The organism is Ruegeria sp. E1 (genome assembly GCF_056534225.1).
Map to the genome: position 1 here is coordinate 39,008 of NZ_JBQFPE010000001.1, position 11,929 is coordinate 50,936.

General features: G+C 59.2%; 13 protein-coding genes, 1 pseudogene and 1 riboswitch. Of the genes and pseudogenes, 9 read left to right on the forward strand and 5 right to left on the reverse strand.

Annotated elements, in window-relative coordinates:
- Positions 1-3 precede the first annotated feature (3 nt).
- Positions 4-1,059, reverse strand: coding sequence for a cobalamin biosynthesis protein CobW (gene cobW / locus ACR0FG_RS00180; protein WP_480888971.1), 1,056 nt, complete (start codon positions 1,057-1,059; stop codon positions 4-6).
- Complete coding sequence (locus ACR0FG_RS00185) at positions 1,056-1,436, reverse strand: DUF1636 family protein (protein ID WP_480888972.1); 381 nt, start codon at positions 1,434-1,436, stop codon at positions 1,056-1,058. The genes cobW and ACR0FG_RS00185 overlap by 4 nt, the downstream gene beginning before the upstream one ends.
- A gap of 83 nt (positions 1,437-1,519) precedes the next feature.
- Positions 1,520-1,722: riboswitch (cobalamin riboswitch) on the reverse strand.
- Between the two features lie 145 nt (positions 1,723-1,867).
- Between ACR0FG_RS00185 and ACR0FG_RS00190 the strand changes: the two genes are divergently transcribed.
- The 7 genes and pseudogenes from ACR0FG_RS00190 (at position 1,868) to ACR0FG_RS00220 (ending at position 8,078) form a co-directional block, all read left to right on the forward strand.
- A complete protein-coding gene (locus tag ACR0FG_RS00190) occupies positions 1,868-2,824 on the forward strand; it encodes an NAD(P)-dependent oxidoreductase (RefSeq protein WP_480888974.1) in 957 nt (318 codons plus the stop codon).
- A gap of 287 nt (positions 2,825-3,111) precedes the next feature.
- Positions 3,112-3,246 (forward strand): annotated as a pseudogene (locus ACR0FG_RS00195) (glycosyltransferase family 2 protein); the annotation flags it as partial.
- Positions 3,247-3,341: 95 nt separating this feature from the next.
- Positions 3,342-4,583 carry a class I SAM-dependent methyltransferase gene (locus tag ACR0FG_RS00200; protein WP_480888975.1) on the forward strand — a complete coding sequence of 414 codons (1,242 nt, stop codon included), beginning with the start codon at positions 3,342-3,344 and terminating at the stop codon, positions 4,581-4,583.
- 98 nt (positions 4,584-4,681) lie between these two features.
- Positions 4,682-5,689 carry a tRNA dihydrouridine(20/20a) synthase DusA gene (dusA, locus tag ACR0FG_RS00205; protein ID WP_480888977.1) on the forward strand — a complete coding sequence of 336 codons (1,008 nt, stop codon included), beginning with the start codon at positions 4,682-4,684 and terminating at the stop codon, positions 5,687-5,689.
- Positions 5,690-5,709: 20 nt separating this feature from the next.
- The gene (locus tag ACR0FG_RS00210; RefSeq protein WP_480888979.1) at positions 5,710-6,534 is read left to right on the forward strand and encodes a sulfite exporter TauE/SafE family protein; all 825 of its coding nucleotides are present in this window, start codon (positions 5,710-5,712) and stop codon (positions 6,532-6,534) included.
- Positions 6,528-7,313 carry a hypothetical protein gene (locus ACR0FG_RS00215; protein WP_480888981.1) on the forward strand — a complete coding sequence of 262 codons (786 nt, stop codon included), beginning with the start codon at positions 6,528-6,530 and terminating at the stop codon, positions 7,311-7,313. The genes ACR0FG_RS00210 and ACR0FG_RS00215 overlap by 7 nt, the downstream gene beginning before the upstream one ends.
- 36 nt (positions 7,314-7,349) lie before the next feature.
- Positions 7,350-8,078 carry a SpoIIAA family protein gene (locus ACR0FG_RS00220; RefSeq protein ID WP_480888983.1) on the forward strand — a complete coding sequence of 243 codons (729 nt, stop codon included), beginning with the start codon at positions 7,350-7,352 and terminating at the stop codon, positions 8,076-8,078.
- A 12-nt stretch (positions 8,079-8,090) separates the two neighbouring features.
- Here the strand turns inward: ACR0FG_RS00220 and ACR0FG_RS00225 are convergent, their stop codons facing one another.
- Genes ACR0FG_RS00225 through ccmI form a run of 3 tightly spaced genes read right to left on the reverse strand, consistent with a single transcriptional unit; the run spans position 8,091 to position 10,032 of the window.
- On the reverse strand, positions 8,091-8,324 hold the full coding sequence (locus ACR0FG_RS00225) for a DUF1289 domain-containing protein (protein ID WP_170713592.1): 234 nt from the start codon (positions 8,322-8,324) through the stop codon (positions 8,091-8,093).
- 17 nt (positions 8,325-8,341) lie between these two features.
- Positions 8,342-8,806 carry a Holliday junction resolvase RuvX gene (ruvX, locus tag ACR0FG_RS00230; protein WP_170713594.1) on the reverse strand — a complete coding sequence of 155 codons (465 nt, stop codon included), beginning with the start codon at positions 8,804-8,806 and terminating at the stop codon, positions 8,342-8,344.
- The gene (ccmI, locus tag ACR0FG_RS00235; RefSeq protein WP_480888984.1) at positions 8,803-10,032 is read right to left on the reverse strand and encodes a c-type cytochrome biogenesis protein CcmI; all 1,230 of its coding nucleotides are present in this window, start codon (positions 10,030-10,032) and stop codon (positions 8,803-8,805) included. The genes ruvX and ccmI overlap by 4 nt, the downstream gene beginning before the upstream one ends.
- 179 nt (positions 10,033-10,211) lie before the next feature.
- On the opposite strand from ccmI, the gene ACR0FG_RS00240 reads away from it, so the two are divergent.
- Both ACR0FG_RS00240 and ACR0FG_RS00245 read left to right on the forward strand, forming a co-directional pair.
- Complete coding sequence (locus ACR0FG_RS00240) at positions 10,212-11,456, forward strand: sarcosine oxidase subunit beta family protein (protein WP_170713599.1); 1,245 nt, start codon at positions 10,212-10,214, stop codon at positions 11,454-11,456.
- Positions 11,457-11,532: 76 nt separating this feature from the next.
- On the forward strand, positions 11,533-11,862 hold the full coding sequence (locus tag ACR0FG_RS00245; RefSeq protein WP_480888985.1) for a sarcosine oxidase subunit delta: 330 nt from the start codon (positions 11,533-11,535) through the stop codon (positions 11,860-11,862).
- Positions 11,863-11,929 lie beyond the last annotated feature (67 nt).

Genomic DNA, 11,929 nt, shown 5'->3' on the forward strand with positions numbered 1-11,929 from the left:
GGCTTACTCGGCGGCCTCGGTCACGCCCAAAAGGATATCGCGGATTTCGGCCTCTTTGATGTCGTCATGCTCGGCGATCACGACAAGGCGCGAGCGGCGGTCTTCGCCGGGCCCCCATGGACGGTCGTATTGGTGGCGAACCCGCGCTCCAACGGCCTGCACCAGCAGACGCATTGGTTTGCCCCGAACGGCCGCATAGCCTTTGACGCGCAGGATGTTCAGTTCCTTGGCCAGCCGTTCGATCTTGGCAACCAGATCAAGCGGGTCAGACTGTTCCGGCAACTCGACGATGATGCTTTCAAAATCGTCGTGCTCGTGATCGTGGTGGCCATCGTGATGGCTGGGACGCGCGTCCATGTCATCCTCGGCTGCGGCTTCAAGGCCCAGCACGACGCGCACGTCCACGGCTCCCTCGGCGACCTCAACTACGGGCAGGGGACGCGGGGCTTCGGCGGCGATGATCTCGCGTGCTTTGGCGACGCCTTCGGGACCGGCCAGATCGGGCTTGGTCAGCAGGATGATGTCGGCGCAGGAGATCTGATCCTCGAACACCTCGGACAGGGGTGTTTCGTGGTCAATGGAATCGTCGGCCATGCGTTGGGCGTCCACCGCCTCGACATTGGGCGCGAAACGACCGGCGGCGACGGCTTCGGCATCGGCCAGAGCTATCACGCCATCGACGGTGATTTTCGAACGGATATCGGGCCAGTCGAAGGCTTTCAGCAGCGGTTTGGGCAGGGCGAGGCCGGAGGTTTCGATCAGGATGTGATCGGGGCGCGGCTCCAGCGCCATCAGGGCCTCAATCGTGGGTATGAAATCGTCGGCAACGGTGCAGCAGATGCAGCCGTTCGCCAGTTCCATGATGTTTTCCGCGGGGCAGTCAGGAATGGCGCAGGATTTCAGGATATCGCCATCAACGCCAACATCGCCGAACTCGTTGACCACAACGGCCAGACGCTTGCCCTGCGGGTTTTGCATCAGATGACGCACCAAAGTGGTTTTGCCCGAGCCCAGAAAGCCGGTGATCACGGTGACAGGGAGTTTTTCGAGATTGCTCATTTCAGGGCTCCAATCGGGGGAATGCGGGCCGCACAGTTTTTGCGGAAATGTTCAGGGCGCTCGCGCCATTTGACCAGACCATCCTCGGTGGCAAGGTACTTGGTGGCGCCGTCAACGATCACGTCGACATGATCGGTTTCATTCAGATGCTCATAGACGAATGTCCAGCGATCCGGGCCGCCGCGCAGGACAATAGAACAGCCCTCCTCACAGTTCGACAGGCATTCTACGGCTTTCAGGGTTATTCCGTCGGGCAGGTGCGCCTGTTCCAGCGCCTTGTGCAGCAATGTGCCGGGGCGTTGGGTATCGTCCTCAACGGGCAGCCCGCGACGACAGGTGGTGCAAACCAGCAATTCGACCGGAGCGGTCTCGGTCATGTCTCTCATCCCCCCAAATCCTCTTCGTGGGGGACGGGGTTTCATGCGGGTCCATTGACCCGACACCGGAACACCCCGTCCGGTTTCATCTTCGGGTGCTGGCAGGTCTCCCGGCTTGCGGATGTCAGAGGCGTCCTCTGTCGGGTGTCCCGCCTTCCCGGCATTCGCCAGTGGCTTGGGCACCCTCTCCGGTCACGGTCGCGGGGGCGGCTGCGTTTGACGGATGATCCGCTGACGCATTCCCTTTTCATCTGCTGTCGCAGACACCAACGAAAGGGACATGCGGCAGGGTAAGCCCGCTTGTCAAGCACAACGCGCCGTTCCGTGATCACGCGGGTAAAAAGCGACCTGTCCGGGTCGCTGGGCGGCATGATCCGGTTGGGCCGACGTGCTGGCATGGTTCGCAAGACGCGAACAGGAGGATGCGGCGCATGAAAGTAGGGTTTATCGGGCTGGGCAATGTGGGGGGCAAGCTCTCGGGATCGCTGCTGCGCAACGGAATCGATCTGACCGTGCATGATCTGAACCCCGATCTGGTGGCTGCGTTTGTCAAGAAAGGGGCTAAGGCCGCTGAAAGCCCGGCTCAACTGATGCGCGATTGCGAAGCGGTGATCACCTGCCTTCCATCCCCCGCTGCCTCGGACGCGGTAATGCAAGAGATGCTGCCAGAGGTCGCCCCCGGCAAAATCTGGATGGAAATGTCGACCACAGACGAGGCCGAGGTCAAACGCCTTGGCGCGATGGTGATCGAGCGGGGCGGGGCTGCGGTGGACTGCCCGGTTTCGGGCGGATGCCACCGGGCCGCAACGGGAAATATCTCGATTTTCGCGGGCTGCGATCGCGCGACGTTCGAGCGTATCCTGCCCTTCCTAACAACCATGGGGCGGCGCATCCTGCATACTGGCGAACTCGGCTCGGCGTCGGTGCTGAAGGTGCTGACCAACTATCTGGCCACTGCCAACCTGATCACCTGCGCCGAGGCCTTGGTGACTGCAAAGGCCGCCGGGATGGACCTGAACACCACCTATGAGGCGATCAGGATATCCTCGGGCACTTCTTTTGTGCATGAGACTGAAAGTCAGGTCATCCTGAACGGCTCGCGCGATATTTCATTCACGATGGATCTGGTGAAAAAGGATATTGGGCTGTTTCAGGATGTGGCGGACCGAGCCGGAGTTCCTTTGGAAATGAACCCTTTGATGATTAAGATATTCGACGACGGGATCGCCCGCTATGGCGACCGGGAATTATCGCCCAACATTATCAGACGTCTGGAGGATGCGACCGGGCTGGACATCCGCGCCCCCGGCTTTCCGCCCGAGATGGAGGACGATGAGCCCGAAGAACCCGGTTACGAAGTGGTTCCCGCGAACCGGGCTTCTGCCTGAGCCTTTTCTTCATGAAATCAGAGATGCCCACAGTTGCTGATCCTTGGGGGCGTGCAACTCTGGGCTTGTCATCTGTGTTGGACAAAATCTTGAGCCTATCTTAAACACATTCCAATAATCCGCGAGTGGTACAGGCAAGAGAGCGAATAATGACGGATGAAACCTTTCTCATCGTAACAACGATGAAGAATGAAGGACCTTTCATGATCGATTGGGTGGCCTAAAACCGCTCAATCGGGTTCGACGATATCCTGATCTATACCAATGATTGCGATGACGGGACCGACATCATCGCGGACCGGATGCAAGAACTTGGCTGGGTTCATCACGAACGTAACCCAGTTAAACCCAAGGAAAAGCCGCAAACCGAAGCATTTTCGCTGTCCAGAAGTCACCCGAGCTATCTTGCTTCTGATTGGATCCTCAGCCTGGATGTGGATGAATACATCAACGTCCGGCTGCCCGGTGGCGATATTCGCAGTTTGTCGAGGTCAGCGGGGATGCGGACGCCATATCGATGTGCTGGCGGATGTTCGGGCAGGGCGGTCAGGTCGATTTTGTGGATCAACCCGTACCGGAAACCTTTTTCCGCGCAGCGCCCGAGAACAAATACCCGCATCAGCGCGCGAAGGGGTTAAAGACCCTGTTTCGCAACAATGGGAAATTCAATCGCTTTCGCGCTCATCGGCCACGGATTGACGCCTACCACGCGCCGAACAAGGATGCGCCATACGAAGGGGTGCTATGGCGCGATTCCGGTGGAAACCTGTTTCCCGCAGAGGATGTGAAATGGCGCGCATGGCGTGGATTCAGTCATGAATATGCACGCATCCATCACTATGCGGTTCGCAGTACCGACAGTTTTCTGGTCAAACGTGATCGTGGGCGCACCAATCATATCAGCCAGGATCAGGGGCTCGAATACTGGGACATGATGAACCACAATGATGTCGAGGACCGGTCGATCCTCGCGCATATGGATGCCATGCACGAAATGCGCGCGAAAATGATGGCAGATCCCAGGCTGGCCGAATTGCATGAGGATGCATGTAACTGGCATGTGTCCAAGGCGCGCAAGCTGCGCAAGCGGGAAGACTGGGCCGAGTTTGTTCAGGCTCTGCAAGATCCCGAGGAGGTCGCAGAGTCAAAGCCCGATCCTGTCACCGCTGCCGTCCGGCGCGGCAAACGCGCCAAGCAACGCGAGCGCAAAGACGCCCTGCGCCGCGAACTGCTCGAGCTCATGCCCAAGGGCAAGCTGAGCATCGAAATCGGCGTCTGGAAGGGCGAATTCTCTGAACTGCTGCTGGAAGGGCTGCAACCTTCCAAACTGGTCTTGATTGATCCTTGGGGCGTTCAGGACGATCCCGAAGATGGCGTTTCACTGGCCGGTGCGCGCAGTAAGAAAGACATGGACCGCATCTACGAGTCGGTAAAGGACAAGTACCGCGATGAAATCGCGCTGGGCAAAGTCTCGGTCATCCGCGATTTCTCGGTTCCAGCGATGGCGCAGTTCAAGGATGAGAGCATTGGTTTTGCCTATGTCGACGGCGACCATTCCTACGAGGGTGTAAAGGCGGACCTAAAGGCGATCCTACCCAAAATGATGACTGGTGGTGTGATCATGCTGGACGACTATCACCGAAAAGGATGGTGGAAAGACGGTGTGATGCGCGCATTCCACGAGTTTCTGGGTGAGAACTCGGCAAATGTTCGGATCAAGGCAATCAAGGGTGCGCAGGTCGCCGTGCAAAAGATATAGGATCTCTGGTAACTCAATCGCGATCATTGCCGGTTGAGCAGGCGGCGATTTAGGCATACCTCCGGATTGCGTAGCCTGAGTGAAACGGAGTACTGACGGTGCAAAATTCGGTAACCAGCGCTGCACGTCTAAGTGTGGCACCCATGATGGACTGGACAGATCGCCATTGTCGCTATTTCCACCGGCTGCTCAGCGCGCAGGCGTTGCTCTATACTGAAATGGTAACAGCCCCGGCCTTACTGCGTGGCGGTGCGTTACATCTGCTGGACCATAGCCCTCAAGAACATCCCGTGGCACTGCAGCTGGGCGGATCGGATCCGGGTGAACTGGCGCAGGCGGCAATTCTTGGGGCAGATGCCGGATATGATGAGATCAACCTGAACTGCGGATGCCCTTCTGATCGGGTGCAGTCAGGGACTTTTGGTGCCGTATTGATGAAGGAACCAGGCCGCGTCGCAGAATGCGTCAGCGCGATGCGAGAAGTTGTGACCGTTGATGTAACAGTCAAATGCCGGATCGGCGTTGATGAGCAAGACCCGGCAGAGATACTTCCGCAGTTTCTCGAGCAGATCCGAGCAGCCGGCTGTACGCGCGTGATCGTTCATGCGCGCAAGGCTTGGCTTCAGGGGTTAAGCCCAAAAGAAAACAGGGATATTCCGCCCTTGGACTATGATCTGGTTCACCAGATGAAGGCGGCGTTTCCTGATCTGCATATCTCACTCAACGGGGGTATCACGACGCTGGAGCAGGCGCAGGCTCAGCTTGAGGCCGGTCTGGATGGCGTGATGATCGGGCGCGCGGCCTATCATCAGCCCGCTGACATTCTGGCCGAAGCGGACAGTCGGGTTTTCCAGGCCGGAGAGGCGATTGATCCTTTTGATGTGGTTCACAAAATGGTGCCCTACATTGAAAATCACCTTGCCGCAGGGGGACGCTTGCACCAGATCACCCGGCATATGCTGGGCCTTTTTGCGGGGCGTCCGGGCGCGCGCGGCTGGCGCAGAACGTTATCCGAAGGGGCGGTGCAAGAGAATGCTGGACCTGAGGTATTGTTGCAGGCCTTGCAGAGCGTGATACCTCTGACAGAGGTGAATCAGGCAGTTTGACACCGGTATTGGGGGGATGGATGACCGAAACGATGTTGTTGGCCCATATGCTGGGCCTTTTGCTTGTCATCGGGGCCGTTGCCGGGGTTTTGGCAGGTCTGTTGGGGGTCGGTGGCGGCATCGTTCTGGTGCCCGCCTTTTTCTATGCGTTTCAGACCCTTGGCTATGGTGGCCCACAGCTTATGCAACTGTGTCTGGCAACGTCGCTGGCAACCATCATCGTGACCTCGCTCAGATCAGTGATGAGCCACAACAAAAAGGGGGCTGTCGATTGGGGCATTCTACGGGGTTGGGGTCCGGGCATCGCCATTGGCGCAGTATTGGGTGTTCTGGTTGCGTCGTCTTTGAGGACCGAAATACTGCAGGCGTTGTTCGGTCTGCTGGGAATGGTCATCGGAGCGTATCTGGGGCTGGGTAAATCCGAATGGCGGCTGGGTGACGCGATGCCCAAAGGCACGCGTCGGGTTGTTCTGTCGCCCTCGGTGGGCTTTCTATCTGTACTCATGGGCATTGGCGGCGGCAGTTTCGGCGTGCCTCTGATGAGCCTTTACAACACACCCATACACAGGGCTGTCGCGACCGCTGCCGGTTTTGGGGTCATTATCGCAGTGCCATCGGTTCTGGGCTTTCTATTCCTCGACATCGCGCCGGAACATCGGCCTCCTTTTACGATTGGCGCAGTGAACCTGATTGCATTCGGCATCGTAATTGCGATGACGATGATCACTACACCTTGGGGTGTCAAACTGGCTCATGCGATGGATCCAAAGCCGCTAAAGCGCGTCTTTGCGGTGTTCCTGACTCTGGTTGCGCTGAACATGCTGCGAAAGGCTTTGGGGTGGTAGGGTCATTTGATGATGCCGGATGGGTTGCCTTTGCGCATGACGCGGCGGTTGCGGATTGGGTAAGGCAGGTTTTGCCGTCCGCGCGGGCTTCGGTTACGAACCCGGCACATGCTCAGTGGCATGATTGCGAGGGCACCTGGTTTATCGGCGTTGATGCTTTGGACAATGACGGGCAGGGCAGCGTTGCCGGGTCCGAGCCCTTGACCGGGGCGGCCATGGAATTTGTGACACAGCGCTACGGCCAGATCGATCTGCACAAGGCGCAGGTTTCGGTGATCTATCCGGGCTATCCGCGTCCTCGGCGCGGCGAGGGCGAGGCGGCCAGCCGCTATCGTGCAAAACGGGATGCGGCGCATGTGGATGGTTTGAAACCCACAGGCCCCGACCGGCGGCGGCATGTGGACGAGCCGCACGCCTGGGTGCTGGGTATTCCCTTGACCAAAGCCAGTGCTGATGCATCGCCGATGGTCGTGTGGGAAGGCAGCCACAAAATTATGGGGGAGGCGTTCAGGCGCGCTCTGGCAGATATTCCGCCGCAGGCGCTGGGTCAGACTGATCTGACCGCAATCTATCAGGCAGCCCGCCGCGAGGTGTTCGAACGCTGCCCGAGGATCGAACTGGCTGCGCAGCCGGGCGAGACATATGTGCTGCATCGCCACTGTTTGCACGGCGTCGCGCCATGGGGCGAAAACGCGACTGCCGGATCAGATGGACGGATGATCGCCTATTTCCGCCCCGAAATGCCGGGCGGTGTAGCGCAATGGCTTGAATCGGCCTAACCTCCTGCCATTGCTTGGCTTTGGAGGTTATTTGAGATGATTACGGTCCATGCGAATTCTGACGGTGCGCTGATCGAGGTGGAATTGTCGGGTGAGGTGACAAGCGCGGACTACGCGGCAACGCTGGTTCCCGCGATTGAGGCAGCGTTGAGGGATCACGATGCAATCCGCCTGCTGGCGATCATAACGCCCGAGTTCAAGGGCTATGATCTGGGGGCGGCATGGTCCGACACCAAGCTTGGCCTCAGCCACTGGCGCGGGTTCGACCGGATCGGCGTTGTTGCCGATCAGCGCTGGGTCCAGACCAGCATCCGTCTGGCCGCGCCGATCCTGCCTTGTCCGGTCCAGGTGTTCGCGATGGAGGATCTGGAAGAAGCACGCCGTTGGATTCGCGAGTCGCTGGGGGCCATCCATGTCATCGACCTTGGCGGGCCATGCGTACAGATCAGCCTGATGGGCAAGCTGGATTCCGAGGAATACAAACAGGCGCAAAGCGATCTAGACGCCATGTTAAGCGAACGCGAGGGGTTTCGTCTGCTGATCGACCTTCGTGAATTTGACGGCTGGCAGGGGCTGACCGCCATGGCTGCGCATTTCCGGTTGGCTGCCGGGCATATAGGACTGTTGGACCGGGCCGCGATTGTGGGTGACAAGACCTGGCAAAAGATGGCGCAACGCATGGCGAGCCACGTTCTGGGCGCACGGACCGAGTATTTCTCGGCAGAGGATTATGAAAACGCCAAATCCTGGCTTGCTGCAGGTTGACCCGATTGACGCTTAGTCCCGGCTTAGCCGGGCGGCGCGACCACCGCGCCGTTTGGCAAGTCGGGGCTTTCGGTCTGGCAAGTCCTGCATGATTTCAGCACGCTCGGAACTGTCCATTTTTGACCAGCGCGTAATCTCGTCAATGGTGCGATAACATCCGGTGCAGATACGTTCGGTTGGGTGAACAACGCAGATTTGGACGCAAGGGCTTTCGACCTCGTTCCGTTTCCAAACCATGTTTGTCATCCGCGTGATCCGATCTGTTACAAAAAGCGCAGCCTGTCCAGCGCTCCTTGCAAGATATAACCGGCGGCGACGTGATCAATAACCTGTCCGCGACGTTTTCGTGTCGTATCCGCCTCAAGAAGTGCTTTTTCTGCCGCAACCGTGCTAAGCCGTTCGTCCCAAAACCCGATGGGCAAATCGGTCAAACGCGTCAGATTTCGGGCAAATGCACGGGTGGATTGGCACCGAGGCCCTTCCGATCCGTCCATGTTTCTGGGCAGACCCAGCAGGATGCCTCCAATCTCGCGATCGGTCACGATTTCGATAAGGCGCGCAGAATCCAATGTAAATTTCTTGCGCCGAACCGTTTCAAGCGGGCTTGCGACCGTCCGCATTCGGTCCGACACGGCAACACCAATGGTCTTGTCACCCAGATCCAGCCCCATTAGTGCGCGCATCGCAGGCAAACTGGCGGCGAAATCGGAAAATTCATCATGGATCATGGCGCCAGTCCCGCGCGTTCCGCAGCAGCCTGAATTATGTCCAATGCTGCATTGTTGTCTGCAAACACGGCCAACGCTTCGTTGCGTATGTTCTGCGCGCGTTCGGTGTCGCCCAGAACACCAAGGGCTGCGATCAGCCGCGCCCATTCCTCGGGTGCGCCGCCTTCTGTCGCCAACCGGTCCGACAGTTGGTTGACCATGCCAAGGATCATCTCCTGACGTTCTTCCGGAGTCAGTTCGGATGCGGCCTGCATGTCTTCTTGCGAGGGGCCGGGGGCAGCGGGGGCTGCGCCCAGATCCGGCGCGTTGAAGACGCCAGCGCGATAGGCAAGCTCTTCAATCTGACCGCGAATGATGTTTGCCCACGGGGCACCCGCAGGGGCGGTGCGCAGCGTGTCGGCCCAAACGCGATAGGCCAGATCAGGCCGCCCAGTCTGCGCCAACATCAGCCCCCAGTAATACCGAGCCGGTCCAAGATCGGGATCTCGTTCAAGTGCCTGTTGCAGGGCGGCTTCGGCCTCAGGTGAAACATTCCCGCTGGCGGCGAGGATCATCATCTCGGCCAGATCAGCGTAGGCTGCGGCCGAGGCGGCGTCTCCGGACAATTCGATGACCCGCTTTTGGGCTTCATACCCGGCCTTGAAATTCCCGGCATTGGTTTCATGCTGGGCCAAAAGAATATGGCCCTGAATGTCATCCGGTCGCCCCGCCACGGTGTCGCGCAATTGCCGCAGCAGGTTGGCGTAGCTTTCGTCTAATGCAGGGGCAGCCACAGGTGCGAGCATGCTTTCAAGCTCGGGCTGGCTGGGCCGGTTCGTGCGCAGGTCTTCAGCCATTTCCAGCCGCGCAGAAAGCGGCATGTCGGGAAAGCCGGCAGCGCCCATCTGCCGATAGAGAACGAGCGTGCCACCGACCAGTATCACCGCCATCAGGATCATGGCGATGGTCGAAACGGACCTGGATGGCCCGCTTGCCACGCTCTGGTGTTTTGCTTGCGCATCCGCAGCCAGAATGCGGCGCGAAATTTCCGTGCGCACCCTCTCGGCATCTGCTTTCGCGATGACGCCACGCGCCAGATCTCGATCCACGCCAGCCAGTTGTTCACGGTACACCCGCAGATCATAGGCGGCAGTAGGTTTATCCGTTTGCCGGCGCCGCAGCAGTGGCGCGCCCAGAAAGCCCGTGATCAGCAGTGCGACAAAGAAAGCGATAACCCAGAACGTCATTGTCCCTCCGGCGTTGGATGCCCTGACTTAGCCCTGCAAGGCGCGTGAAAAAAGGGACAAAAGGCCGCGAAGCGCGCTCATGTCGCAATAATGCGATATTGTGACGTTGCGCGGCGCGGGTAGAATGCGCGCGCGCGGCATATCTGCGCCCAATCATCCAAGACCGGACGGATTCGCTCATGAAACACTATTCAGCCTTTGCAGTGGCGCGTGAGGCGCTGCGTTATCACACCGGATGGGAACGGGCCTGGCGTTCGCCAGAGCCGAAAAAACGGTATGATGTCATAATTGTCGGCGCAGGCGGCCACGGTCTGGCGACTGCATATTATCTGGGCAAGAATTATGGCATCCAGAATGTCGCAGTGATCGAAAAAGGCTGGCTGGGCGGTGGCAACACCGGGCGGAACACAACCATCATCCGGTCGAACTACCTGCAGGATCCGTCGGCGGCGATCTATGAAAAGGCGCGCAGCCTGTACGAGGATCTGAGCCAGGATCTGAACTATAACATCATGTTCAGCCCGCGTGGCGTGATCATGCTGGCCCAGACCCAGCACGAGATTCGCGGCTATCAGCGCACGGCGCACGCCAACGCCTTGCAAGGGGTTAAGACCGAGTGGATCGGCCCCGAGCGCGTGAAAGAGCTGGTTCCGATCATCAACCTGGAAGGTCCACGCTATCCGGTTCTGGGTGGTCTCTGGCAGGAACGTGGCGGCACCGCGCGTCACGATGCGGTGGCGTGGGGCTATGCGCGTGCCTGTTCGGCTATGGGCATGGACATCATCCAGCAATGCGAAGTCACCGGCGTTCGTCAGGAAAACGGCCGCGTTGTCGGCGTCGACACCACCAAAGGCGCCATCGACTGTGACAAGCTGGGCATCGTGGTCGCGGGCCATTCCGGCCAGCTGGCCGAGATGGCGGGCTTCCGTCTGCCGCTTGAAGCAGTTGCACTGCAGGCGCTGGTCTCCGAGCCTATCAAGCCCTGCATGGACGTGGTCGTGATGGCCAACACCGTTCATGGCTATATGTCTCAGTCGGACAAAGGCGAGATGGTGATCGGCGGCGGCACCGACGGGTTCAACAACTTCACCCAGCGCGGCTCGTTCCATCACATTGAGGAAACCGTGCGTGCACTGGTCGAAACCTTCCCGATGATCTCGCGCCTGAAGATGCTGCGCCAGTGGGGCGGGATCGTGGATATGACCGGCGACCGGTCTCCGATCCTGTCGAAAACGCCGCTGCAGGGTTGCTTTATCAACGGCGGCTGGGGCACCGGTGGCTTCAAGGCCATTCCGGGGTCTGGTTGGGGCATGGCGCAGCTGATGGCCACGGGCCATTCACCGCTGACCGAAGCCTTCACCATGGACCGCTTCAAAGAGGGCCGCTTTATCGACGAAAGCGTCGCCGCCGGGGTGGCGCACTAAGGGCTTCGCCCAAAGTAGCCTTCCCAAAGAATACTGGCCGGCTCGCGTGCCGACCGACCGACAAAAGGATGACCAAATGCTGATCCTGAATTGCCCCTGTTGCGGCGTCGATGCCGAAGAAACCGAACTGGCCGCTGGCGGCGAAGCGCATCTGAAGCGTTTCGGCCCCGGCTCGTCGGATGATGAGTTCCACGACTATCTGTTCATGCGCGAAAACCCCAAAGGCGTTCATTTCGAACGTTGGCGTCACGCCAATGGCTGCGGCAAGTGGTTCCACGCCGCCCGCTGCACGCAGACGCTCGAGGTGTTTGGTACCTATTCCGCCCAAACCACCGAGCCGCCGCAAGAGATCAAGGATGCCATCGCGGCCAAGCGCCCCGGCTGGTCGTGGAGAGAATTCTCCTGATGCTTCATCTTTTCAAAAATACTCCCGCCGGAGGCTCCGACGCCTCCACATGCGAAAGGTCCGCACC